Annotated in this window: 28 protein-coding genes and 1 rRNA gene; 17 read left to right on the forward strand and 12 right to left on the reverse strand. The window is 63.8% G+C overall.

What is annotated here, in order from left to right; all coding sequences use genetic code 11:
* Positions 1-88: 88 nt before the first annotated feature.
* Together rrf and Q4S45_RS00625 are read left to right on the forward strand one after the other, a co-directional pair.
* Positions 89-201: ribosomal RNA gene (rrf, locus tag Q4S45_RS00620) — 5S ribosomal RNA — on the forward strand.
* A 166-nt stretch (positions 202-367) separates the two neighbouring features.
* Positions 368-1,603 (forward strand): RtcB family protein, encoded by a 1,236-nt coding sequence (locus Q4S45_RS00625; RefSeq protein WP_305508158.1) that lies wholly within the window; start codon positions 368-370, stop codon positions 1,601-1,603.
* Positions 1,604-1,701: 98 nt separating this feature from the next.
* On the opposite strand, the gene Q4S45_RS00630 is transcribed toward Q4S45_RS00625, so the two are convergent.
* The 9 genes from Q4S45_RS00630 to Q4S45_RS00670 form a co-directional block, all read right to left on the reverse strand.
* Positions 1,702-2,559, reverse strand: coding sequence for an alpha/beta hydrolase (locus Q4S45_RS00630; protein ID WP_305508160.1), 858 nt, complete (start codon positions 2,557-2,559; stop codon positions 1,702-1,704).
* Entirely contained in the window at positions 2,559-2,903 is a 345-nt protein-coding gene (locus Q4S45_RS00635) for a DUF1840 domain-containing protein (protein WP_305508162.1), read from the reverse strand. Before Q4S45_RS00635 ends, Q4S45_RS00630 begins: the two co-directional genes overlap by 1 nt.
* Positions 2,904-2,992: 89 nt before the next feature.
* Positions 2,993-4,555 carry a hypothetical protein gene (locus Q4S45_RS00640; RefSeq protein WP_305508164.1) on the reverse strand — a complete coding sequence of 521 codons (1,563 nt, stop codon included), beginning with the start codon at positions 4,553-4,555 and terminating at the stop codon, positions 2,993-2,995.
* The gene (locus Q4S45_RS00645; protein ID WP_305508166.1) at positions 4,552-5,289 is read right to left on the reverse strand and encodes an ABC transporter ATP-binding protein; all 738 of its coding nucleotides are present in this window, start codon (positions 5,287-5,289) and stop codon (positions 4,552-4,554) included. Before Q4S45_RS00645 ends, Q4S45_RS00640 begins: the two co-directional genes overlap by 4 nt.
* Positions 5,290-5,314: 25 nt before the next feature.
* Positions 5,315-5,848, reverse strand: coding sequence for a hypothetical protein (locus tag Q4S45_RS00650; protein WP_308633165.1), 534 nt, complete (start codon positions 5,846-5,848; stop codon positions 5,315-5,317).
* Between the two features lie 49 nt (positions 5,849-5,897).
* Positions 5,898-7,415, reverse strand: a complete 1,518-nt coding sequence (locus Q4S45_RS00655; RefSeq protein ID WP_305508168.1) for a YifB family Mg chelatase-like AAA ATPase — start codon at positions 7,413-7,415, stop codon at positions 5,898-5,900.
* Positions 7,416-7,550: 135 nt separating this feature from the next.
* Positions 7,551-8,024 carry an RES family NAD+ phosphorylase gene (locus Q4S45_RS00660; RefSeq protein ID WP_305508170.1) on the reverse strand — a complete coding sequence of 158 codons (474 nt, stop codon included), beginning with the start codon at positions 8,022-8,024 and terminating at the stop codon, positions 7,551-7,553.
* On the reverse strand, positions 8,021-8,617 hold the full coding sequence (locus tag Q4S45_RS00665) for an antitoxin Xre-like helix-turn-helix domain-containing protein (RefSeq protein ID WP_305508172.1): 597 nt from the start codon (positions 8,615-8,617) through the stop codon (positions 8,021-8,023). Before Q4S45_RS00665 ends, Q4S45_RS00660 begins: the two co-directional genes overlap by 4 nt.
* A gap of 151 nt (positions 8,618-8,768) precedes the next feature.
* On the reverse strand, positions 8,769-9,224 hold the full coding sequence (locus tag Q4S45_RS00670; RefSeq protein WP_305508175.1) for a hypothetical protein: 456 nt from the start codon (positions 9,222-9,224) through the stop codon (positions 8,769-8,771).
* A 148-nt stretch (positions 9,225-9,372) separates the two neighbouring features.
* Between Q4S45_RS00670 and Q4S45_RS00675 the strand changes: the two genes are divergently transcribed.
* Both Q4S45_RS00675 and Q4S45_RS00680 read left to right on the forward strand, forming a co-directional pair.
* Entirely contained in the window at positions 9,373-9,918 is a 546-nt protein-coding gene (locus Q4S45_RS00675) for a tetratricopeptide repeat protein (protein WP_305508177.1), read from the forward strand.
* A 17-nt stretch (positions 9,919-9,935) separates the two neighbouring features.
* Positions 9,936-10,298 carry a translation initiation factor Sui1 gene (locus Q4S45_RS00680; RefSeq protein WP_305508179.1) on the forward strand — a complete coding sequence of 121 codons (363 nt, stop codon included), beginning with the start codon at positions 9,936-9,938 and terminating at the stop codon, positions 10,296-10,298.
* Between the two features lie 37 nt (positions 10,299-10,335).
* On the opposite strand, the gene Q4S45_RS00685 is transcribed toward Q4S45_RS00680, so the two are convergent.
* From Q4S45_RS00685 to Q4S45_RS00695, 3 genes are all read right to left on the reverse strand, one after another.
* The gene (locus Q4S45_RS00685) at positions 10,336-10,782 is read right to left on the reverse strand and encodes a hypothetical protein (protein WP_305508181.1); all 447 of its coding nucleotides are present in this window, start codon (positions 10,780-10,782) and stop codon (positions 10,336-10,338) included.
* A gap of 32 nt (positions 10,783-10,814) precedes the next feature.
* Entirely contained in the window at positions 10,815-11,129 is a 315-nt protein-coding gene (locus Q4S45_RS00690) for an EthD family reductase (protein ID WP_305508183.1), read from the reverse strand.
* A 196-nt stretch (positions 11,130-11,325) separates the two neighbouring features.
* Positions 11,326-11,580 (reverse strand): accessory factor UbiK family protein, encoded by a 255-nt coding sequence (locus tag Q4S45_RS00695; RefSeq protein WP_305508185.1) that lies wholly within the window; start codon positions 11,578-11,580, stop codon positions 11,326-11,328.
* Positions 11,581-11,844: 264 nt separating this feature from the next.
* Here Q4S45_RS00695 and Q4S45_RS00700 point away from each other — a divergent pair, with 264 nt between their 5' ends.
* The 13 genes from Q4S45_RS00700 to Q4S45_RS00760 all read left to right on the forward strand — a co-directional run bounded on the left by Q4S45_RS00700 (position 11,845) and on the right by Q4S45_RS00760 (position 24,521).
* Positions 11,845-12,588, forward strand: a complete 744-nt coding sequence (locus Q4S45_RS00700) for a TorF family putative porin (protein ID WP_305508186.1) — start codon at positions 11,845-11,847, stop codon at positions 12,586-12,588.
* 10 nt (positions 12,589-12,598) lie between these two features.
* Positions 12,599-12,937: a P-II family nitrogen regulator gene (locus tag Q4S45_RS00705; protein WP_305508193.1), complete on the forward strand. Its 339-nt coding sequence runs from the start codon at positions 12,599-12,601 to the stop codon at positions 12,935-12,937.
* Positions 12,938-12,948: 11 nt separating this feature from the next.
* Positions 12,949-14,481, forward strand: a complete 1,533-nt coding sequence (locus Q4S45_RS00710; RefSeq protein WP_305508194.1) for an ammonium transporter — start codon at positions 12,949-12,951, stop codon at positions 14,479-14,481.
* 142 nt (positions 14,482-14,623) lie between these two features.
* Positions 14,624-15,925: a glutamate--cysteine ligase gene (gene gshA, locus Q4S45_RS00715; protein WP_305508196.1), complete on the forward strand. Its 1,302-nt coding sequence runs from the start codon at positions 14,624-14,626 to the stop codon at positions 15,923-15,925.
* 104 nt (positions 15,926-16,029) lie between these two features.
* A complete protein-coding gene (gshB, locus tag Q4S45_RS00720; protein WP_305508198.1) occupies positions 16,030-16,977 on the forward strand; it encodes a glutathione synthase in 948 nt (315 codons plus the stop codon).
* Between the two features lies 1 nt (position 16,978).
* Complete coding sequence (locus tag Q4S45_RS00725; protein ID WP_305508200.1) at positions 16,979-17,386, forward strand: PTS sugar transporter subunit IIA; 408 nt, start codon at positions 16,979-16,981, stop codon at positions 17,384-17,386.
* A 70-nt stretch (positions 17,387-17,456) separates the two neighbouring features.
* Complete coding sequence (locus tag Q4S45_RS00730; protein ID WP_305508202.1) at positions 17,457-17,726, forward strand: HPr family phosphocarrier protein; 270 nt, start codon at positions 17,457-17,459, stop codon at positions 17,724-17,726.
* A 38-nt stretch (positions 17,727-17,764) separates the two neighbouring features.
* Positions 17,765-19,516, forward strand: a complete 1,752-nt coding sequence (gene ptsP, locus Q4S45_RS00735; RefSeq protein ID WP_305508204.1) for a phosphoenolpyruvate--protein phosphotransferase — start codon at positions 17,765-17,767, stop codon at positions 19,514-19,516.
* 226 nt (positions 19,517-19,742) lie between these two features.
* Positions 19,743-20,870 carry a homoserine O-acetyltransferase gene (locus tag Q4S45_RS00740; protein WP_305508206.1) on the forward strand — a complete coding sequence of 376 codons (1,128 nt, stop codon included), beginning with the start codon at positions 19,743-19,745 and terminating at the stop codon, positions 20,868-20,870.
* Positions 20,867-21,481, forward strand: a complete 615-nt coding sequence (gene metW / locus Q4S45_RS00745; protein WP_305508208.1) for a methionine biosynthesis protein MetW — start codon at positions 20,867-20,869, stop codon at positions 21,479-21,481. The genes Q4S45_RS00740 and metW overlap by 4 nt, the downstream gene beginning before the upstream one ends.
* Positions 21,478-22,722 (forward strand): AmpG family muropeptide MFS transporter, encoded by a 1,245-nt coding sequence (locus Q4S45_RS00750; RefSeq protein WP_305508210.1) that lies wholly within the window; start codon positions 21,478-21,480, stop codon positions 22,720-22,722. Before metW ends, Q4S45_RS00750 begins: the two co-directional genes overlap by 4 nt.
* The gene (locus Q4S45_RS00755) at positions 22,719-23,600 is read left to right on the forward strand and encodes a M48 family metallopeptidase (protein WP_305508212.1); all 882 of its coding nucleotides are present in this window, start codon (positions 22,719-22,721) and stop codon (positions 23,598-23,600) included. Before Q4S45_RS00750 ends, Q4S45_RS00755 begins: the two co-directional genes overlap by 4 nt.
* A gap of 3 nt (positions 23,601-23,603) precedes the next feature.
* Positions 23,604-24,521: a pseudouridine synthase gene (locus Q4S45_RS00760; protein ID WP_305508214.1), complete on the forward strand. Its 918-nt coding sequence runs from the start codon at positions 23,604-23,606 to the stop codon at positions 24,519-24,521.
* Positions 24,522-24,531: the final 10 nt, after the last annotated feature.

The raw sequence follows: 24,531 nt of genomic DNA on the forward strand, positions 1-24,531 counted from the left end.
ATACTCATTACCCATGTAATACAAAACTTACTTCTTCCAGATTCTAGGAATTGCTGCCCCGTCGGGAGCAAGACCTGTACAAGTTATGCCTGATGACCATAGTAACTCGGTACCACCCCTTCCCATCCCGAACAGGACCGTGAAACGAGATTACGCCGATGATAGTGCTGCAACCAGTGTGAAAGTAGGTTATCGTCAGGCTAGTTACAAGAGAAAAACCCAAGCAGAAATGCTTGGGTTTTTTTTCGTCTGCTGATTTTGTGATGGCCTGGCCCCGCCGAGTCGGGCCCAGGTTTGCGGGCGTGCGGTGCACCTTCGACATGCCGGCGCGGGTACACTGGTCGCAGGGCTACACGGTAGATCCGAGATGAAAAACGAGACTTACGAAGTCATGCGCGGTGAGGGCGCCCGCCCCGTGAAAATGTGGACCAAGGGCGTACCGGTGGAGGACTCTGCCAGGCTGCAGCTAGCAAACACCGCGAAGATGCCCTTCATTTACAGGCACGTGGCCGTCATGCCCGACGTCCACCCGGGCAAAGGTTCGACAATCGGCAGCGTGATCCCGACGCTGGGGGCGGTGATCCCGGCCGCGGTCGGCGTCGATATCGGCTGCGGCATGATGGCAGCGAAAACCACGCTGACGGCGAACGACCTGCCGGATAATCTGGGCAAGCTGCGCGGCGCCATCGAGCGCGCCATCCCGCACGGCATGACGCCGAAAACGCGCGGATATCGGGGCCGCGACGAAGGATCCTGGCATACCGCGCCGGCGGCGGTGGATGCGGCGTGGGGCCAGCTGAAGGATGAATTCGACGTCATCTGCGCGAGAACGCCCAAGCTGCGAAACACCAACAACTATCGCCACATGGGCACACTTGGCAGCGGCAATCACTTCGTCGAGGTGTGCCTCGACGAGACTGGCGCCGTCTGGTTCATGCTGCACTCCGGTTCGCGCGGCGTGGGCAACGCCATCGGGACCCATTTCATCGAACTGGCCAAGCAGGACATGCGCACCCACTTTGTCAATTTGCCCGACCAGGACTTGGCTTACCTGAGCGAAGGGACGCGCCACTACGACGATTATGTCGAGGCGGTGGGCTGGGCGCAAAAATTCGCTCGCATGAACCGCGAAGTCATGATGCAGAACCTGATCGCAGCAGTGCGCACGGTGATCACCAAGCCGTTCGAAACCCACGTGGAAGCCGTCAACTGTCACCATAACTATGTCCAGAAAGAGCGCCATTTTGGCAAGGATGTGCTGGTCACGCGCAAGGGGGCGGTATCGGCCCGCAAGGGCGAGCTGGGGATTATTCCCGGTTCGATGGGCGCCAGGAGTTTCATCGTCCGCGGCAAGGGAAACGAGGAGAGCTTCAACAGCTGCAGCCACGGCGCCGGGCGCACCATGAGCCGCACCGAGGCGAAGCGGCGGTTTACATTGGCGGATCACGCCAGGGCGACCGAGGGTGTGGAGTGCCGCAAGGATGCCGGCGTCATCGACGAAATCCCGATGGCGTACAAGGATATCGACGCCGTGATGCACGCACAGCGCGACCTAATGGAAGTGGTGCACACGCTCAAACAGGTGGTTTGCGTCAAGGGATGACAGATGCTGGACCTTGACGGATCGACCGGGAGGGCGGCGGGCACGTTCGAGGAGGGCGATGACCGCGCAATCTGTGTGGTATCGGAGTCTGGTCCCGTCTAGCGCTGCTGGCGGACGGCCAATAAAGGCTCGAGCCATCCCTTCAGATCGTCGAATACCTGTTGCGCATCGGGTTCGTTGAAAATCTCGTGGTAAAGACGGTCGTATTCGCGCATGACTGCCATCCCCGGCGGCACGCGCAGCAGGAAGCGCCGGCTCCCTTCAATGTCGACCACCCGATCGTCGCCCGACACCAGCATCAGGGTCGGCGTCGCCAGCGCGCCTGCGTGCGATTGGCAGTAGTCGATCGACGAGAGCATCGAACGCAGCAGCCGCGCACTGATCCGGTGGTGCACCAGCGGATCCGCCTTGTAGGCCGCGACGACTTTGGGATCGTGGGAGAGCAGCCCCGCCGACACGCCATTCGGCACTCCAAGCGACGGCGCCAGCGCGGACATCAGCTTCAGCATCCGGTGCTGAAATGGCGACATTCTCAATGCGAGCGCGGGGGACGACAGGATCAGTCCACGCAGCGGCGACATCGCCGCCAGCGCGAAGCGTGTCGCGAACAAGCCGCCCATGCTGTGGCCGAACAGGAAGGGCGGCTCGGCAAAGCGTGTCGAGAAATCCTCGATGATGATCTCGGCGTCCTGCAGCATCGGGTCGCCATAGATGACGTCGCCGCGCCTGCCTTGCGATCGCCCGTGTCCGCGATGGTCATAGCAGCGCACCGACAGGCCGCACTCGTTCAGGAAGCCGGCGAGATGCCGGTATCGGCCGCTATGCTCGCCAAGTCCATGCATGACGACGACGCTCCCGCGTGCCTGCGCGGCAGGCAGCAGGTAGTCCGTCACGTACAGCAGCGTGCCGTCGGCGGCACTGATCTGGTGGCTCTGGAGCGCCACCAGCTGTGGCATTACACGCCCCAGAGGACGTCGTAGCCGCCGTTCCTGGCTGCGCGCAGCATTTCCAGCAAAGGATAGGCGCGGGTCGCGAAGCTGACCACTTCCATGCCTTCGTGATCGGTGTCGTCGCCCACTTCGCCGTGATGCGCGTTGACGTCGCGCTGGACGTCGTCCGACGCCGTGTGCAGGCGCGTCTCGGCGATTTCCTTCTCCAGCACATCGACGGCGCGCGGCGCCTCGGCGGCGGTGATGACGCCGCGATCGACGTCCTTGCCGAGCAAATCGAGGATGCGCTTGGCGTGCTCTTTGTACATGGTGACTTCAGCTGCTGCTTTGGAGGTAAACGTAATTAACATAGGTACTTTCTAAGGTGTGCTGCAATGTCGAAACGATAACACGAGTTGCGCGCGCAGTCATGCCGCACGCGTGCGCGCGGCGCCCCTTCTCAACGAACCCGTCGGCGCCGCATCCAGCCGGACAACAGAGCGAGCAGGGCGGTGCCGAACAGGCAGCTGACAATGATGCCGAAGGAACTGGGGATCTCCTGTCCGGTGACCAGGGCGAGCATGAAATAGGCGATCCCCGCCCATGACGCTGCGCTCATCAATTCGATGATATTGCCGACCGCGTTGGTCTGGCCGCGCCGTTTGAAGTCACCACGGCTGGCCGGCCGGCCGCACCACAGCGCAATCTGCGCCGAACTGGCCACAGCAATAAGGACAGCGGCGGCCATCAACATCGCCGCCCCGGGCGCGCGCGTGGCCATCCATAACAGCGGCAAGGCCACCAGCAGCGGCGCCGGCAGCGCGACGGCGGCGAGCTTGGCGCGCCGGATCGTGGCCGAGTTACAGGGCGCCGCGTCCAGCAGGTCCGGCGCCTCCTCCGCGGAGACAATGATCCAGGTCAGCGATGCCGTCAGCGACGCGCACAGAAAGGTCAGCGCGCCGCCGACGCCGGCCAGCGGCTGGTTGGACCTCAATAGCAGCATGAACCCGAGCGGCACCATGTACAGCAGCTGCAGCAGCACCTGCGAAATCAGCTGCGGGTCACGCGCAATCAGCCGCCATTCCTTGGCAACGACCGCGTGCGCCAGGCTGCGGTCGAAACGGAAGCGCGGCCCGCCTGCCGGCGCGGTCGCCGCCCGCACCACGCTCACCGCCTGCTGCACGCCATGCACGAAGAAGCGATGCGTGAAGGCCGCGGTGAATCCGAACGCCGCAATGGCCGCGAGTGCGAGGGCCACCAGCGAAAGTGGGGCGCCGAGGATCGCGCGTCCCGGCAGCCACGCGATGCTGTCCGGACCGAGCGCGGCGCCGGGCGCGAACATCGGACCGATCCAGGAAGCCAGCTTGCCCCGGCCTCCGACGCCAAGCAGCGATTGAGCTTGCGAGGCGAGGAAGATGAATGCACCCGAGATGGCGCCCAGCACCTGCGCCACCGTGCGTGTGCGGCGCACGCCGATCAGGCGCACCAGGCCCAGCGTCAGCAGCATCGACGCCGATGCCGCCACCGCCGCCACGCCAAGCACAACGGGGTAGATGGCCAGCCAGCGGAATTGGCCGAGCACCAGTCCCGCATTGGCGAACGGCGCGAGCAGGAATAGATACAGCGCGGCCACGCCGATCGTGATGCCGGCCAGCCTCACCACGAAGATGCTGCGCGTCGGCAGCGGCGAAGAGAGCAGCAAATCGAGGTCGCCGCGCTCGAACAATGCCTTTACGCTCGCAGCCAATGCGCCCGAGATCATCATGCTGAACAATACGATCAGTATCGCGGTGGCGACGACAGGCAGCATCGCCAGCACCTGCGCATCGGCATCGGACGCGTCGGCCAGTAGCTTATAGGCGAGCGTGTGAATCGCCAGGCTGGCCAGAACAAGAATGGCGATCGTGCTCTTGCCCATGCCGCGCCGCGCGGGTCCCGTCGACACCTTGTCGTTCAGGTTGTAGAAGAACATCCGCACTTCATGCTTCAGCAGCCAGAGCGAACTGCCGGGACGCGCGCTCACGGTTGCCCCGTCAGTTGAAGGAACACATCCTCGAGCGTGCCGCCGTCGGTGCGCGCGCGCAGTTCGTCCAGCGTGCCCTGCGCGATCAGGCGGCCGTGCTCGATGATGCCGATGCGTTGCGCGAGGCGTTCGGCCACTTCCAGGATGTGCGTGGTCAGCACCACCGTGCCGCCACTGCGCACATGATCGAGCAGCAGATCCTTGACCTGGCGCGCCGCCGCCGCATCGAGGCCGGTGAGCGGCTCGTCGAGGATCAGCAATTGCGGCTCGTGGATCAAGGCGCCGGCCAGCGCGAGCTTTTGCTTCATCCCGCGCGAGAAACCCTCGGTCAGCTCGTGCGCGTGCTTGCTCAGGTCCAGCCAGTCGAGCAGCTGGCGCGCGCGCGGCTCGGCGTCGGCCGCGCCGATGCCCCACAGGCCGGCGACGAATTCGAGGTACTCGGTCGGCTTCAGTTTCGCGTACAGCATCGGATCGTCCGGCAGATACGCTATCTTCTGCTTGGCGCCGGCCGGGTCCACGGCGAGGTCGATGCCGAACACGTCGACGCGGCCAGCGTCCGGCGCCAGCAGGCCCGCCACCATGCGCAAGGTCGTGGTCTTGCCGGCGCCGTTAGGGCCCAGCAGCGCGTACAGTTCGCCCTGGCGGACGGTCAGGTCGAGATGGTCTACGGCGGGCCGGCCGAAGTTCTTGCACAGACCGGTCAGACGGAGTGCTGCGGGCGCATCATTGTTCATCGGCGATTCCTTGGTGGGGTGAGGGTCAGAGCAGCTTGAACGAAGAGAGGAACTGGTCGGCCTGTTCGCGCGGGATCTTGCTCGCCTTGCCCATCACGATGACCTGGTAGAAGCGCTTGTCGCGCGATTCGAAATGGCCGATCAGCTTCATCGGCACGCCGTTCCGCGCACCGGTCGCCTCCATGTCGATCGAGGCGCCTTGCGTGCCGCTGCCGCCGCTCACTGCCGCCGCGGCGGCCGTCTTCTCCTGCGTTACCGTCGCGCCGATGTTGTTCACCAGCGCCGTCTTCATGGACGCCAGCGCCGCCTGCGCCTTCGCCGCATCCGGCGCCTGCGCGCTGCCGACGGCGAAGATCGCGCCGTCCACATCGACCGCCGTCATCGTCATTTCGACCGTCGCGCCGCCGATGTCGATGCTGCGCTTGTGGACCGATGGCTTATCGGGGAACATCACGCGGTAGGGAGCGTCCTGGCTGCTGTAGTCGCGCCAGTTGTAGGTAGGGCTGCAGGCCGTGAGTGCGGCGGTGGCCAGCAATGTCAATATTGCCGATTTAATCAAGGATTTGCGCATGCGCAGATAGTAGCAGGGGCCGCATGGGGGCGCCACCTCATCGTTCTCGCAGACTGCGCCGGTACTGGATCGCCTCGGCCACGTGCGCCCGCGCGATGCGCTGGGTGCCGGCCAGGTCGGCGATGGTGCGCGCCACCTTGAGCACCCGGTGATAGGCGCGCGCCGACCAGTGCCACTGCAGCATGGTCTCGCGCAGCAGCTTGTCGCCGGCCGCATCGAGCTTGCAGTGACGGTCGATCTCGCGCGTGGTGAGGCGCTGGTTCGACTTGTCCTGGCGCTGCAGCTGCAACCGAAACGCGTGCTCCACGCGCCGCGCAATCTCCGCGCTCGACTCGCCGTCGGCCTCCGCGCTCAAGGCCGCCGGCGCCATCGCCGCCACATCGATCTGCATGTCGATGCGGTCGAGCAGGGGGCCGGAGATGCGGTCCTGGTATCGCGCGACGCTGTCCGGTGTGCAGCGGCACTTGCCGGAGGCGTGGCCGAGGAAGCCGCAGGGGCAGGGATTCATCGCCGCGAGCAGCTGGAAGCGCGCTGGAAAGTCGGCCTGATGCGCGGCGCGCGAGATCGTCACGCTGCCGGACTCCATCGGCTGGCGCAGCACTTCGAGCACGCGGCGGTCGAACTCGGGCAGCTCGTCGAGGAACAGCACGCCGCAATGGGCCAGCGAGATTTCGCCGGGGCGCGGCATGGCGCCGCCACCGACCAGCGCGACGCCCGAGGTGGTGTGGTGGGGGCTTCGATACGGCCGCATCTTCCAGCTGGCCGCGGAAAAGCCGCGCGTGAGCGACTGCACGGCCGCCGATTCCAACGCCTCTTCCTCCGTCATCGGCGGCAGCAGGCCGACGAAGCGCGACGCCAGCATGGTCTTGCCCGCGCCCGGCGGGCCAACCATCAGAAGACTGTGGTTGCCGGCGGCGGCGACTTCCATCGCGCGCTTGGCGTGCTGCTGGCCCTTCACGTCGGACAGGTCGGCATAGGCCGGAACAGCGATGGCGGCCTTGTTGCGATGCCGTGCGAGGCGGGTGGCGGGGTCGCCGGCATTCAAGTGGGCGCAGACCTGCAGCAGCGTTTCGGCGGGATAGATAACGGCGTCGGCCACCAGCGCGGCCTCGTCGCCGTTTGCCATTGGCAGGATGAAGCCGCGGGCCGCATGCTCGCGGCAGCGGTGCATCGCGAACGTCATCGCCAGCGCGCCGCGGATGGGCCGCAACTCGCCGGACAGGGACAGCTCGCCGGCGAATTCGTATTGATCCAGTTCGCGGTCGGGAATCTGGCGCGAGGCGGCGAGGATGCCGAGCGCAATCGGCAGATCGAAGCGGCCGGACTCCTTCGGCAAATCGGCCGGCGCGAGATTGACGGTGATGCGGCGGTTGGGGATATCGAAGCCGGCGTTGAGCAACGCGGCGCGCACGCGGTCCTTCGATTCGCGCACTTCGGTGTCGGGAAGACCGACGATGGTGAAGCTGGGGAGCCCGTTTGCCAAGTGTACTTCGACGCTGACAGGCGGCGCTTCCATGCCGGCCAGCGCGCGGCTACGCAATACTGCAAGACTCATCGGATTCGTCAGAGGATTATGGGAACCTGATGAGCCTAGAGGGATTCGACGCCTGCGGTTTTGCGGGTGACCAAATGTGTTCGCTTTGCTCGCACGTTTCGCGATCAAGGTACGAAACGTCAGGGGGGGGCGAAATCAAGAGAAGAAACGGGGATCGTAAGTCCAGCGCTTGATCGTTGTCGCGGTGATGGACGCCACGTCCGGGTGCAGCGGATTGATCAACACATTGTATTCATCAGGCACGCTCACCGACGGCACCAGCAGCAATGCCGAACTGCCCGACGCGGCCCAGGCGTCACCCGTCATTCGGCTCGTCATGCCGGGCGGAACAGCGTCCCATCCGCCGGGCAGCGGGTCGAGTACGACCCGCGCGGCCCAGACATCGTCGGGAACGTCGATCCGCACCAGGAAGCGATTGAAGGGCAAGCCGCCACTGCGTACATGCAGGACCGTTTCGATCGTCGCCAGCGCGATGTTTGTGGCGCTGTAGATAAGCGGCGTGCCGACGCTATTCCAGCGTCCACCCGTCATCTTGGCACCGGCGCCGCTGAGGTCATTGGCCGTATAGGCTGGCGCCTCGACGGCAATGCGCCACAGGGGCGTCGTCATGCATAGGCTCCGCTCTGGCTCATGGACAGCAATTCAGCTACCAGTTTTTGGCCCTCGAAAGTGTCCATGTAGCTCGCCGGCGTGGCTCCACCAAGCGCCGGCAGCGGCTTGGTTAGCCAGTCCGCAACCCAATGTGCCGCGTCAAAGCCGATCGGATCGCCGGACTCTTCCACCATTGCTTGCACTTTGCCGATCAAGGTTGCGACGCCCAGGACACGCTCGGATTCGTCTTTCGACAATGCCGTCTGGTCCTTCTCTTTACGACTGATGGTCGCGCGGGACAGGCCGAGGCTCACGAGCAGGAGTTCTTTACTCATACCCATCGTCGACGAAAGCTCTCCGACCAGCGAGGCGGGAATACCCTTGCGTATCGCGGCAATGCGGGCGTGCGGATCAATCCGATACAGGTTCGTGCCAAGGAAGACATTGGTGTCAATCAGGTCCGTCCCGCTTCCCTTGGATTTCGCCGGGACGAAGGAAGCGCGATCCGCCACCCGCGCGGTTTCATCGGGCGTTGCCATTGGCGCAGCGGCGCGTTTTGCGACTGCCGTGCGTGCCGGAGCGGGTTTTTCCATAGCTTTGGAGTTTGACATGATTGTCTCCTTTGAGATAATAGTTTAACTCAAATGAGGCAATGACCAGTCGATCTGCCGCCGTACAGGGGCGGCACGCTGACGGATCTCCAACCTTACGGGGTCCAGGCCAGACGTGGGTGTGGTTGGAGTTCTTTGCCAATAGTACTGCTCAGTCAATTGGCAAATTATCTATCTTTTCTTGGAGAGCCTTCTTCTCATTGATGAGTGCTTCCTTTTGAGCATATGCATCCCTGATCTGCGCACTTGCAAGAACCTTATCCCGACCAAATACCACGTTAGCAGAGGCCACCCGTATTTCATCTTCGGCTGCCACAAGTTTTTGGTCTAGCATACTCATCCTTAGTTCCATATCGCGTCGCTTAGCGTCTTTGGCATCCTTTTGATCCCTCATCTTTTGCAAAGTTGCGTCTAGAGTCGTTTGTGCCTGAGCTAACTCAGTCTTCTTACTCTGAAGGTTCTGATATTGGATCCAGTTCCCAGAGAGTGAAACCGCTAAGCTACCGATGGCTACCCCTGTTTGCCAGGTAAAAGACCTACCATTGTCCGACATGACTAGCTCCGCTAGATTAGTGAAGACGCGTATTTTGCTTTCTTGCAAGCTCATTACTTGCCACTTGCATCATAGAGTCATTGGGGGGACAGGGATTGAGAGGGGGCAGAAGTGTGCGCGATGCCGATTATTCTTGCTCGGGATCATGGCTCTGTCATACTTGAAGGCATATCTCTTTTGATAACGAAGGAAGGGCAGGCCGATGCGTTTGATTTCCCCTCGCCGATTCGCTGCGGCATTCCTTGTCATGCTTTTCGGATGCGCTTCCGCGCAGGCGGTGGAGACAGAGTACAACCTCGGGGTGCAGGCCTATCGTGAGAAAAACTATGCGGCCGCGCGCGCGCATTGGTTGATGGCAGTCGAACAGGGCGAGACTTCCGCGTTGAATAACCTCGGCTTCCTTCTTTACAACGGTCTGGGCGGCGAGCCGGATCCTGCTCGTGCGGTCGCGCTGTGGCGGAAGGCTGCCGTTGTCGGCCATTCGGAATCGCAATGGCATCTGGCTCAGGCGCTCGAGGCCGGCAAGGGCGAGGCGCCGAGTCCGGTCGAAGCTTACGCCTGGTATCGCTGCGCTGCGACGCAATTCGCGGATGTGCCGCGCGACGATGCGGAAAACGAGATCGGGCATGATGCGAGGGAGTCCGTGATCAGAATTCTAGGGAAACTCGCATTGGATCAGCTCTCCCCGGCCGAGCAGTTGGCGAGGGAATTTATCGCCAAAAATCCGGCCAAAACCGATTCCAGATAAGGGAAGAAAAATAGTTCATGAAGAGCGGCAAAACGACTGGCCTGGTCTATTCCACCGAAAGCGGCCGCATGTGCCCGGACTGCCGGCGCGCGCTTGGCGAGTGCACGTGCAAAGGGGGACAGTCAGCGGTAATCCTGGGTGATGGAAAGGTGAGCGTGTCGCGCCAGACCAAAGGGCGCGGCGGCAAGTGCGTCACCGTCGTCAAGGGACTCGCCCTCGACGCAATCGCTTTGGCGGCATTGGGCAAGCAGTTGCGCAGCGCGTGCGGCTCGGGCGGCACCGTCAAGGACGGCGTGATCGAAGTGCAGGGCGATCACTGCGAGCTGGTGATGGACTGGCTGACGAAGCAGGGCCACAAGCCGAAACGCACGGGCGGATAAACCGCTGACGCTCAATCCGGCAGCGCGCCGCGACGACTCATTCGGCTACGAAATTTCCGTCCATCTGCGCCAGCTTCTCGTGCGCCATGCGCCAGATCGCGGGCAGGGCCATCGAAATTCCCCACAGCAGCATTGCGATGGCGATGATCTCGACCGACACGACAGAGATTCCCAGCGCGATGGCCAGGCCAGCGGCTTCCGTAAGAGCGGCGCCGCCCACGCCGCCCAGCACGCCGCCAAACACAATCTTGATCGCGTCGGGCGGAAACTTCGCTTTCAAACGTGCGACGAAATCCTCGAACGCAGCCGTGGACGAGTTGATCAGGTTGGCGATGCTGGCGGTGACTTCCAGGTTCGACACGCGGTCCACCACGGACCGCACCGCGCCCCAATTGTTGGCGGAGATGGCGCTCGACAACGCCACGATATTCTGGTGATTGCTGCCGACGAAATGCCGGATCTGGCCTTCAAGCGATGTCGCCATGTGAATTCCCCGCGAAGTGAGGCGATTGAAGTTCAGCCGACCAGCACTTCGCTGATCTGTATGACCGGCGTGAGGTCGGTGTAATTGGGTATGTCGCCCAGGATCTGCTGGGCATGCGGCGCGAAGGCCGACTGGAAGGCGTCGAGCGAGTCGAAAAAGAAATGGCACATGATGCCGTAGGTGGGGGCGGAGCCTGGCGCCATGCCGGCCACGCCCTTGTCGATGGTGTAGGACGTGCAGGCTGCGCCGAATCGATCTTTCACCATCGGCATGTGCTTGTCGACGTAATAGGAAAGGTCGAATCGGGCGTCCGGCGTGTGCGGATACATCGCGGTCACTTTGATCATCAGCGGTCTCCTGGTCGTTAAACGAGCAGATCGATGGTGCACCAATGTGTTAATTTTGGCAAGCTTTTCTTGAGGCCGCGCAGTGTCGTGGAGATGCGCCGGCGACAAAAACGGGGTCAGGTCCGCAGGACCAGACCCCATCCCTTCGGCAAGCGCCAGCGACAACGCCAGGCGGTCGTCCGCGGCGCGGCGGAAATTACTTCGGCGGCGTCGGCTCGGCCGTCTTGCCTTCCAGTTCAGCCATCCTCGCTTCCAGCGCCTCGAGCTTGGCGCGCGTCTTGGCCAGCACCTGCGCCTGAATGTCGAACTCTTCGCGCGTGACCAGGTCAAGCTTGGAGAAGCCCTGGGTCATCATTGCCTTGACGTTCTTTTCGATGTCCTTGGCCGGCGAGTTCTCAATCGCGTTGTGGATCTTGCCCTGCAAGTCGTTGAAAAAGCTGTTCATGTCCATGATGGTTCCTTGTTGTCGAGCGCGAAGATGCACCAAAGTGGTGCATCCAGGGCATTAAATCGGTGCGCGCGCCAACGGCGATCGTGCGCTGCACAAAAATTATTGTTCGTTAACTGTAAATTTGGGGACGCAAGAGCGAAAAAACAAGCGACGCCGGGCGAATTTCGGCTGGCATGCAATCTGCTAATGAATCCGTAGAGCTTCGCAACGCAAGATTGTAATGCGCATCCGCACCATTCGTTCAAAACCAATAGGGGAATCGCCATGAAACACCTGAAAAGCCAGTTGAAACTTGCCGCAGCGATCACTCTTGCCCTGTCCTCGCTCGCATCGACCGCCCGCGCGGAAGACGCCAAGCCCGACAATGAGGTCAGCTTCAACGCTGCCGTGACGACCGATTACCGTTATCGGGGCATCTCGCAGTCGCGCCTGAAGCCGGCGTTGCAGGGCGGCGCCGATTACGTGAACAATCCGACCGGTTTCTACCTGGGCACCTGGGCCTCGACCATCCACTGGATCAAGGATTCCGGCGGCGACGGCAACATCGAATGGGACATCTACGGCGGCAAGAAGGGCGAGATCGCCAAGGGCATCACCTATGACGTCGGCGGCCTTTACTACCTCTACCCGTCGAACTCGCTGTCGCCGAGCGCCAACACCTTCGAGCTCTACGGCCAGGTTGGCTACGGGCCCGGCTACATCAAGTACTCGCACTCGACGACGAACCTGTTCGGCTTCGCCGACAGCAAGAACAGCGGCTACCTCGACGTCGGCGCCAACATCGACATAGGTACCGGCCTGGTGCTGAACCTGCACGCGGGCCACCAGAAGGTCAAGCGCCACGATGCCGCGTCCTACACCGACTACAAGATCGGCGTGACCAAGGACTTCGGCATCTGCAGCGTTTCCCTGGCGGCGGTCCATGCCAACACCGACGCCTACTTCAGCCCTTCAGGAAAGAACCTCGGCAAGACCGGCGCCGTGTTGTCCGTGTCCAAAACCTTCTAAGCGAGTTGCCATGAAACTGATCACTGCCATCATCAAACCGTTCAAGCTCGACGAGGTGCGCGAGGCGCTGTCGGCCATCAACGTGCAGGGCATCACGGTCACGGAAGTCAAGGGCTTCGGACGCCAGAAAGGCCACACCGAGCTGTACCGGGGCGCCGAGTATGTGGTCGATTTCCTGCCGAAGACCAAGATCGAGGCGGCGGTGGACGACGCGATCGTCGAGCAGGCCATCGAAGCGATCGAAAAAGCGGCCCGCACCGGCAAGATCGGCGACGGGAAAATCTTCGTGTACAACCTGGAACAGGTCGTCCGCATTCGTACCGGCGAGACCGGCAACGAAGCACTTTAAGGGGAATCCAGATGAATAAAAGTATCGTCAAGTGGCTGTCCGGCCTGGCTGTGGCCGTTGCCATGTGCGGCGCCTTCAGCGCCGCCGCCCAGGATGCGCCGAAGCCGGCCCAACCGACCGCGGTGACCACGGTGCCGATCGCCGCGCCGGCGGTTGTCAACGCGCCGGTGGCCGCTCCGGTTGCGGCGCCTGCCGCAGCCGTGCCCGCCGCGCCTGTCCCGAACAAGGGCGACGTCGCCTGGATGTTCATCGCCACCGTGCTGGTGATCATGATGACGATCCCCGGCCTGGCGCTGTTCTACGGCGGCCTGGTGCGCGCCAAGAACATGCTGTCGGTGCTGCTGCAGGTGTTCATGATTTTCGCCGTGATCATCGTCCTGTGGTGCATCTACGGCTACTCGCTCGCCTTCACCGAGGGCAGCCCGTTCATCGGCAAGTTCGACCGCGCGCTGCTGTCTGGCATCTGGGACCCGGCCAAGGCCACGTTCTCGACCGCCGCGACCTTCAGCAAGGGCGTCGTCATTCCCGAGTTCGTCTACGTCGCCTTCCAGGGCACCTTCGCGGCGATCACCTGCGGCCTGATCGTGGGCGCTTTTGCCGAGCGCGCCAAGTTCACCGCGGTGCTGCTGTTCATCGTGCTGTGGTTTACCTTCGGCTACCTGCCGGTCGCCCACATGGTCTGGTTCTGGACCGGCCCCGACGCCATCAAGGACGGCGCCACCCTGGCCACCGAAACGGCCAAGGCCGGCTGGCTGTGGCAGAAGGGCGCGCTCGACTTTGCCGGCGGCACCGTGGTCCACATCAACGCCGCCATCGCCGGCCTGGTGGGCGCCTTCATGATCGGCAAGCGCGTCGGCTACGGCCGCGAATCGATGGCCCCGCACTCGCTGACCATGACCATGATCGGCGCCTCGATGCTGTGGGTCGGCTGGTTCGGCTTCAACGCCGGCTCGGCGCTCGAAGCGGGCGACGTCGCCGCGCTGGCCTTCATCAATACTCTGCTGGCTACCGCTTGCGCCACAGTCTCGTGGGTGTTCGGCGAATGGATCACCAAGGGCAAGCCGTCGATGCTGGGCGGCGCGTCCGGCGCGGTGGCCGGCCTGGTGGCCATCACCCCGGCCTGCGGCTACGTCGGCCCGATGGGCGCCTTGGTCATTGGCCTGCTCGCTGGTATCATCTGCCTGTGGGGCGTGAACGGACTGAAGCGCATGATCGGCGCCGACGATTCGCTGGATGTATTCGGCGTGCATGGCGTCGGCGGTATCCTCGGTGCGCTGCTGACCGGCGTGTTCGCTGCGCCACAACTGGGCGGCCAGGGGATTTTCGACTACACCACCAACAAGATGTCGGCCGATGCCTATTCGATCGGCAGCCAGGTGCTGGTGCAGGCCGAGGCGATCGGCACGACCATCATCTGGTCGGCCGTGGTCTCCCTGATCGCCTACAAGCTGGTGGACCTGGTGGTCGGCCTGCGCGTACCGGAGGAAGCAGAACGTGAAGGGCTCGACATCACGAGCCACGGCGAATCCGCCTACCACGCCTGATTCCGGCTTGATCCCGGCCCGTGCGAGCGGGCCGTCGGGCGCCTCCATGCGGGGCGCTTTTTGCATTTGTGTCCTTTAAATTGCCGGTTTCGCCCCGATTTACGGTTTCTACATTACATAGAAGTTCTGAAGGACGTCCTACATGGTTCCCCACCTCGTCACGGCCCTGACCGGCCCGCTGCTCGACTTAGAAAAGAAAATCCTGGCCGCCACGCCGGCCATCGAGCGCTGGTTCCGCATGGAATGGCAGGAGCACACTCCGCCGTTCTACTGCTCGGTCGACCTGCGCAACGCCGGCTACAAGCTGGCGCCGGTGGATACCAACCTGTTTCCTGGCGGTTTCAACAATCTTGCCACCGAGATGCTGCCGCTGTCGGTGCAGGCCGCGATGGCCGCGATCGATAAATACTGCCCGGACGCACGCAACCTGCTGCTGATCCCGGAAACGCACACGCGCAACCCGCATTACCTGCAGAACATCGCGCGCCTGATGCAGATCTTCCGCCAGACCGGCCTGCATGTGCGGCTGGGCACGCTCAATCCCGACATCACCCAGCCGACACCGCTGGCGCTGCCCGACGGCAACATGCTGGTGATCGAGCCGCTGGTGCGCTCGCCCAACGGGCGCCGCGTCGGCCTGATCGACTTTGATCCGTGTACGATCCTGCTCAACAACGACCTGTCGGCCGGCATCCCCTCGATCCTGGAAAACATCCACGAGCAGTCGCTGCTGCCGCCAGTGCATGCGGGCTGGGCGATCCGCCGCAAGAGCAACCACTTGGCCGCCTACGACGAAGTGGCCAAGAAGTTCGGCAAGCTGATCGACGTCGACCCGTGGATGGTGAACCCCTTCCACGCCAAGTGCGGCGAAGTCAATTTCGACGACGAGAACGGTCTCGAATGCCTGTCCGACAACGTCAGCACCCTGCTGGCCAAGATCCGCAAGAAGTACAAGGAATACGGCATCAAGGACCAGAAGCCCTTCGTCATCGTCAAGCCCGACGCCGGCACCTACGGCATGGGCATCCTGACCGTCAAGGACGCCAACGAGCTCAAGGACCTGAGCCGCAATCAGCGCGCGCGCATGTCGGTGATCAAGGACGGCGTGCAGGTGTCCGACGTGATCATCCAGGAAGGCGTGCCGACCTTCGAGACGATGAAGGACGCGGTGGCCGAGCCGGTGGTGTACATGATCGACCGCTACGTGGTGGGCGGCTTCTACCGCATCCACGCCGAGCGCGGCGTCGACCAGAACCTCAATGCCCCGGGCTCGCAGTTCGTGCCGCTGGCGTTCGCGCAGCAGCACGCGGTGCCGGACCTCAAGGCCAAACCGGGCACCGCCGCGCCGAACCGCTTCTACGTCTATGGCGTGGTCGCGCGCCTTGGCCTCTTGGCCGCCTCGCTCGAGATGGAGCGCACCGATCCGAATCCCGAAGTCTACTAGGGGGTCTGGTCCTGCGGACCTGACCCCATTTTGGCTTGGCAGCCCATCCGGCGGCAATCGGCATTTCCAGCTAAAATCAGTGCATTAGCCTTAATGGAAAGCCCATGAAAATCGCATTTCTCGCCGATCCGCTGTCCGGCTTCAAGATCTACAAGGACTCCACCTTCGCCATGATGCGCGAAGCGGCGAAGCGCGGGCACAGCTTGTACGCGTTCGAGCAGCGCGACATGGCGCTCGAAAACGGCATCGTCAGCGCCGACGTCGCCCACATCGCGCTGACCGGCGACGCCGACGAGTGGTACCGCGTCGAAGGCCAGAAGCGCATGCGCCTGTCCGAGTTCGACGCCATCATCGAGCGCAAGGATCCGCCGTTCGACATGGAGTACGTCTACCTGACCCAGTTGCTCGACCTGGCGGAAAGCCAGGGCGCGCGCATCTTCAACAAGCCGTCGGCGATCCGCGCCCACAACGAAAAGCTGTCGATCGCGCAGTTCTCGCATTTCACCTCGCCGACCCTGGTGTCGTCCGACGAAGCGCGCCTGCGCGCCTTCCACGCCGAGCACGGCGACGTCATCTTCAAGCCGCTCGACGGCATGGGCGGCGCCGGCATCTTCCGCATCAAGGACGACGGCATGAACCTCGGTTCGGTGGTCGAGATGCTGACCGAACTGGGCACCCGCACGATCATGGCGCAAAAGTACATCCCCGCCATCGTCCACGGCGACAAGCGCGTGCTGGTCATCGACGGCAAGCCGGTGCCGTTCGCGCTCGCGCGCATCCCGCAGGCCGGCGAAGTGCGCGGCAACCTGGCCGCAGGCGGCATGGGCCGCGCCCAGCCGATTTCGGAACGCGACCGCGAGATCGCCGAAGCCATCGGCCCGACGCTGGCCGCGCGCGGCCTGTTGCTGGTAGGATTAGATGTGATCGGCGATTTCCTGACCGAAGTGAATGTGACCAGCCCGACCTGCTTCCAGGAGATCACCGACCAGACCGGATTCGATGTGGCGGCGATGTTCATCGACGCGGTCGAGCGCAAGGTATCGGAAAAATGACATGGTAGGTATTTTGCTGTTGACCCACGCGCCGCTGGGACAGGCGTTCATCGCCGCCGTGGCGCACGTGTTTCGCGGCCAGACCGAGCACTTCGAGGCGATCGACGTGACCGCGGACCAGGACACCGCCCAGGTGAACGAACTGGCGCGCGCCGCGATCGCCCGCGTCGACGACGGCAGCGGAGTGCTGGTCATCACCGACATCAAGGGCGGCACGCCGTCGAACTGCTGCAATTCGCTGGCGGTTCCCGGCCACGTTGAAGTCATCGCCGGCATCAGCCTGCCAATGCTGCTGCGCGCGATCACCTATCGCCGCGACACGCTCGACGTGGTAGTGGAGATGGCGCTGGCCGGCGCCCAAAGCGGCGCGGTGCGGGTCGATAACCGGATCCGGCTCGGAGGGGAATAGGTTTTTTTTGGGGATGGCCGCATTGGCCGTCCGATGTGGCGCAGTGCTGTGGGATAAAGACGATAAAAACATGATTCAACAAGAACTGGAAATCATCAACAAGCTGGGTTTGCACGCGCGCGCCTCCGCCAAGTTCACCCAGCTCGCAGCAAAATACCAAAGCGAGATATGGCTCACCCGTAACGGCCGGCGCATCAATGCCAAGTCGATCATGGGCGTGATGATGCTCGCGGCCGGCAAGGGCGCCAAGGTCACGCTGGAGGCCGACGGCGCCGACGAAGGCGATGCCATCACCGCACTGACGGCGCTCATCGGCGACAAGTTCGGCGAAGGCGAGTAATGCCGCCGTACAGCCCGCGCTATCCCCAAGGACCATCGATGGCATCGTTCACGCTTCACGGCATCCCGGTATCACGCGGCATATCGATCGGCCGCGCGCACCTGCTGACGCCGGCCGCGCTCGACGTCAAGCACTACCTGGTCGCCGAGGAGCAGGTCGAGGCCGAAGTGCGGCGCCTGCAGGACGCCATCGCCGAAGTGCACCGCGGGCTGCAGGCGCTGTGGACTGACCTCCCGCGCGACGCGCCGACCGAACTGGGCGCCTTCATCGATGTGCACGCGCTGATCCTGTCGGACCCGATGATTTCCGAAGCGCCGCTCGACATCATCCGCACCCGCCACTACAACGCCGAGTGGGCGCTGGTGACGCAGATCGACGAGCTGTCGGCGCAGTTCGACGAGATCGAGGACGAGTATCTTCGCGAGCGCAAGGCCGACATCCAGCAGGTCGCCGAGCGCGTGCTCAAGGTGCTGATGGGGACCGCCCAGTTGGCGCCGGCGCGCACGCCCGACGACGAGTACCAGCCGCAGATGATCGTCGTCGCCCACGACATTTCGCCGGCCGACATGCTGCAGTTCCGCGACCGCTCCTTCATCGGCTTCGTCACCGACGTCGGCGGCCAGAACTCGCACACGGCGATCGTCGCGCGCAGCCTGGACATCCCGGCGGCGGTCGGCATGTCGCAGGCTTCGCAGCTGATCGAGCAGGACGACTGGGTCATCATCGACGGCGACGCCGGCGTGGTGATCGCCAATCCGAGCCCGCTGGTGCTGGAGCAGTACCGGGCCCGCCAGGCCGCGCTGCTCAAGGCGCGCAAGAAGCTGCTCAAGCTGAAGAAGACACCGGCGGTCACGCGCGACGGCACGCCGATCCTGCTTGAGGCGAACATCGAGCTGCCGGAGGATTGCCCGATCGCGCTGGAGGCGGGCGCCGCCGGCGTGGGCCTGTTCCGTTCCGAATTCCTGTTCATGGGGCGGGCAGGGCACGGCCACCTGATGCCGAGCGAGGACGAGCAGTTCGAGCAGTACAAGAAGGCGGTGGTGGCGATGAAGGGGCGCCCGGTCACCATCCGCACGCTCGACATCGGCGCCGACAAGCCGCTCGATCCGACCGAGCATACCGCCCTGAATCCGGCGCTGGGCCTGCGCGCGATTCGCTACTGCCTGGCCGAGCCGCAGTTGTTCTTGACCCAGCTGCGCGCGATCCTGCGCGCGTCGGCCCATGGCAAGGTCAAGCTCCTGATCCCGATGCTGGCGCACGCCTTCGAGATCGACCAGTCGCTGGCGATGATCGAACAGGCGAAGGCGCAACTGCGCGAAGCCGGCCAGAAATTCGACGAGGCGATTCCCGTGGGCGCCATGATCGAGATCCCGGCCGCCGCGCTGGCGCTGCCGATGTTCGTCAAGCGCATGGACTTCCTGTCGATCGGCACCAATGACCTGATCCAGTACACGCTGGCGATCGACCGCGTCGATTACGAGGTCGCGCATTTGTACAATCCGCTGCATCCGGCCGTGCTGCAGCTGATCGCCATGACCATCGCGGCCGGCAAGAAGGCCGGCATCGAGGTTGCGGTGTGCGGCGAAATGGCCGGCGACGTCAAGCTCACCCGCCTGCTGCTGGGGATGGGGCTGCGCGAATTCTCGATGCATCCGGCGCAGCTGCTGTCGGTCAAGCAGGAGATCCTCGGCTGCGACCTGGCCACCATCACGCCGCAGGCCCGCAAGGTCCTGCGCTCGATGGAGCCGGCGGCAATCTCCGAAGCGGTCGCCCAGTTACAAGTTATCTAGGAGTCGGCGGCGCGCGCGTCGTCGGGGTCTGGTCCTGCGGACCTGACCCCATGTTGGGAATCTCGACGATGCTGGGATGAGGTTTGTGGCGAAATCAAAATGGGGTCAGGTCCGCCGGACCTGACCCCGGAGTTGATGCCGCGGCTTATTTCACCCCGGCGTCCGTCCACCTTTAAATTTTTTTGCGAGTCTCATGGCATCCATTGGAATAGTGTCACCGCAAGCGATGCATTTCGCCGACCCGCTGCGCCTGCAAAGCGGCGCGCAGCTGGCGGACTACACGCTGATGTACGAAACCTACGGCACCCTCAACGCGGACAAGTCGAACGCGGTGCTGGTGTGCCACGCACTGAACGCCTCGCACCACGTCGCCGGCGTGTACGCGGACGACCCGAAGAAGGTCGGCTGGTGGGACAACATGGTCGGGCCGGGCAAGCCGCTCGACACCAATCGCTTCTTCGTCATCGGCGTCAACAACCTCGGTTCCTGCTTCGGCTCGACCGGCCCGATGCACACCAATCCTGACACCGGCAAGCCGTACGGCGCCGCCTTCCCGGTGGTCACGGTGGAAGACTGGGTCGCGGCGCAGGCGCGCCTGGCCGACAAGCTGGGCATCGCGCAGTTCGCCGCCGTCATGGGCGGCTCGCTGGGCGGCATGCAGGCGCTGGCCTGGTCGATCATGTACCCCGACCGCCTGCGCAACTGCGTCGTCATTGCATCGACGCCCAAGCTGACGGCGCAGAACATCGCCTTCAACGACGTCGCCCGCCAGGCCATCCTGTCCGATCCTGACTACCGCGGCGGCGACTTCTACGAGCACGGCGTGGTGCCGAAGAATGGCCTGCGCGTGGCGCGCATGGTCGGCCACATCACCTACCTGTCCGACGACGACATGGCGGAAAAATTCGGCCGCAAGCTGCGCAACGCCGCCGAGACCAACGAGTATAAATTCGACTTCGGGATCGACTTCGAGATCGAATCCTACCTGCGCTACCAGGGCGACAAGTTCTCGGAATACTTCGACGCCAACACTTACCTGCTGATCACCAAGGCGCTCGACTATTTCGACCCGGCGCGCCCGTTCGACGGCGACCTGACGCGGGCGCTGGAGGGCACAAAGGCCGAGTTCTACCTCGCCTCGTTCACCACGGACTGGCGCTTTTCGCCCGAGCGTTCGCGCGAGATCGTGCGCGCGCTGGTGGACAACCGCCGCAAGGTCACCTACGCCGAGATCGACGCGCCGCACGGCCACGACGCCTTCCTGCTGGAAGACCCGCGCTACATGAACATGGTGCGCGCCTGGTACCAGAAAATCTGGGACCAGCTCAACGCCACTGAAACGGAGCGCGCATGAATTTTGAAGAACTGAACATCGTGCGGCCCGACCTGGCCTTCATCGCGCACTGGGTGCGCCCCGGCGCGCACGTGCTGGACGTGGGCTGCGGCGACGGCGCCATGATGAGCTACCTGCAGACCGACAAGGCCTGCACCGGCTACGGCATCGAGATCGCCGACGACAAGCTGCTCGAAAGCGCCCAGCGCGGCATCAACGTGATCCAGCAGGACATGGAGAAGGGGCTCGGCCTGTTTGGCGACAATTCCTTCGACACCGTGCTGTGCCTGCAATCGCTGCAGATGATGCAGCACGTCGAGCCGCTGCTGCGCGACATCGTGCGGGTGGGCGCCGAGGCCATCGTCTCCTTCCCCAACTTCGCCTACTGGCCGCACCGCGTCGCGCTCGCGCGCGGACGCATGCCGGTGTCCAAATCGCTGCCTTACCAGTGGTTCGACACGCCCAACGTGCGCTGCGCGACCATCTACGATTTCGAGGAACTGGCCGCCGACTGCGGGCTCGAAGTGCTCGAACGTGTCGCGCTGGCCGAAGACGGCCACGTGGTGTCGGTGATGCCGAACCTGCGCGGCAGCCTGGCCGTGTTCCGGCTGCGGAAAAAGGCGCGGCCATGACCGCCGTGCCGGCCACCGCAACCTGGCGCAGCCTGCTCAGCACCCGCATGCTGGCGGTGCTGTTCCTCGGCTTCAGCTCCGGCCTGCCGCTGTTTACGATGCTGTACCTGATGCAGGCCTGGCTGGCCAAGTCCGGCGTCGACATCAAGGCGCTCGGCCTGTTCGCGCTGGTCGGCTTCCCGTACACCTTCAAGTTCCTGTGGGCGCCGTTCATGGACCGCTTCAGCGTGGGCCGGCTGGGCCGGCGCCGCGGCTGGATGGCGCTGACCCAGCTGGCGCTGTTCGGCGTGATCGGCGGCATGGGCATGCTCGACCCGCGCACGCAGCTGCCGCTGATCGTCGGCGCCGCGGGCCTGATGACCTTCCTGTCTGCCAGCCAGGACATCGTGATCGACGCCTACCGCCGCGAGATCCTGGCCGATAACGAGCAGGGCTTCGGCGCCGCGGTGATCGTCAACGCCTACAAGGCCGCCGGCCTGGTTCCCAGCGCGCTGGGCCTGATCCTGGCCGACAGCCTGCCTTGGTCCAGCGTGTTCTGGGTGGTGGGCGCCTTCATGCTGCCTGGCCTGGTCTGCACCTTGCTGGCGCCCGAGCCGCAGGTGTACGGCGCGCCGCCGAAGAACATGCAGGAAGCGATCGTGCTGCCGTTCCGCGAATTCATCGCGCGCGACGGCTGGCGCCAGGCCTTGACCATCGTTGCGTTTGTCCTGCTGTACAAGATCGGCGACAGCATGGCGACCGCGCTGGCGACCAAGTTTTATCTCGACCTGGGCTTTTCCACCACGCAGATCGGCCTGGCCGCCAACGCCACCGGCCTGTGGGCCAGCCTGGCTGGCGGCGTGGTGGGCGGCGTGTGGATGGTCAAATTGGGCATCAACCGCGCGCTGTGGGTGTTCGGCGCGCTGCAGGCGCTGGCCATCCTCGGCTTCGCATGGCTGGCGCAGGTCGGGCCCAATCCGCTGCTGCTGGCCGGCGTGATCGGTTTCGAATCGTTCGCCAGCCTGGGGCTCGGCGCGGCCGCGCTGGTGGCCTTCATCTCGCGCTCGACCGACCCGCGCTACACCGCCACGCAATACGCGCTGTTCTCCAGCCTGGCCGCGGTGCCGCGCACTTTCATGAATTCGATGACCGGCTTTATCGTCGCGCAAACCGGATGGTTTGTGTTTTTTATCGTGTGCTTCGCGCTGGCGATTCCTGCGATGATGATGCTGCCCAAAATCGCACCATGGAACAAGCAATGAAGACATTCAAACAGATCGTTTTAGCCGCCGCGCTGTGCGTCGGTTTCGGCGCCGGCGCGGCGCAGGCGCCCGTCGTGCAGGATGGAATCCAGGTCAAGCCGCTTCCGTCGTATCGCGTGCTCGCGTCTGAAGAAAAGCTCGAACGCGAGTCCCAACTGCAGTATGCGCAACTGATGTCGAAGGCGCAGGAAAAGCATGCGCTGGCGCCGGATAATAATCCGCAGCTGATCCGCTTGCGCGCGATCGCAAAGCGCATCATCCCGTACACCGCGCGCTGGAATCCGGACGCCGTCAAATGGCAATGGCAGGTCAACCTGCTCGGTTCGAAACAGGTCAATGCGTTCTGCATGCCTGGCGGGCGAATTGCTTTCTTCAGCGGCATCATCGATACGCTGAATCTCACCGACGACGAAATCGCCGCGATCATGGGACACGAGATCAGCCACGCATTGCGCGAGCATGGCCGCGCGCGGGAAGTCAAGAACACTGGCACGCAAATTCTCGCGCGGCTTGGCGGGGCCGCTGCGGCCGCATACTTCGGCTTCGATCCGCGTCTGACGGATTCGCTCGCGCAGAAGGCGGGACAGGTCGTCGCCCTGAAGTTTTCGCGCGACGACGAGCGCGAAGCGGACTTGATCGGCCTGGATCTGGCCTCTCGCGCAGGCTTCGATCCGCGCGCCGGCGTCGCGTTGTGGCAGAAGATGGCCGCGCTGAACAAGCGCCAGCCGCTGACGTTCCTGTCGACCCACCCGAGCGGCGCGAATCGGATAGAGCTGATCAACGAGCACATGAACGCGCTGCTCCCGGTGTACGCACGCGCCAGGAGCACCAACGTGGCGCAGCTGCCGCCGTACCGCACCACCGCACTTCCGAACTAGGCGATGGGACGGCAAGCTGAAAAAAACGCCTTCGTACCGCTGCCGATCGTGCGCGGCGTGGCGCCCAGCTATCTGTGGCTGCCGCACGGCCGCTGGGACGGCATGCTGGCCTTCCTGATCGACCAGTTTCCCGCGGTGGATGAAGCGTCGTGGCGCGACCGCATGGCGCGCGGCCAGGTGGTTGACGGCGCCGGCACGCCGCTAAAGCCCGACAGCGCGGTGCGGCCCGGCGCGCGCATCTGGTACTACCGTGAGCTCGATGCCGAGACGCCGATCCCGTTCGAGGAAAGAGTGCTGTTTCAGGACGAGCACCTGGTGGTGGTGGACAAGCCGCACTTCGTGCCGATGACGCCGTCCGGCCGCTTCCTGCGCGAGACCTTGCTGGTGCGGCTGAAGGACAAGCTGGCGCTGCCCGACCTGACGCCGATCCACCGCCTCGACCGCGAAACGGCCGGCGTGGTCGTGTTCTCGGCGAACCAGCGCTCGCGCGGCGCCTATCAGTCGCTGTTCCAGAAACGCAGCGTGAAGAAGGTGTACGAAGCGCTGGCCGCGCCGCTGGCGCTGGATTACCCGTATCTGCATCGGAGCCGCATGGTCGATGCCGACCAGTTCTTTCTGATGAAGGAAGAGCAGGGAGAGCCGAATTCGGAAACCATCGTCGAGATGATCGAGATGCGCGGCGAGCTGGCGCTGTACCGCCTGCATCCGCACACGGGCCGCAAGCACCAGCTGCGCGTGCACATGGCATCGCTGGGGGCGCCGATCGTCAACGACGCCTTCTACCCGGTTGCGCTGCCGTGCAAGGGCGACGACTTCACGCGGCCGCTGCAGCTGCTGGCGCGTTCGATTGCCTTCCCCGATCCGCTGACTGGCGCGCAGCGCAGCTTCAGCAGCGAACGCATTCTGATCCAAACGCGCTGACGCCAGGCGT

It is taken from the genome of Massilia sp. R2A-15, from assembly GCF_030704305.1.
Lineage (GTDB): Bacteria > Pseudomonadota > Gammaproteobacteria > Burkholderiales > Burkholderiaceae_D > JAFCUW01.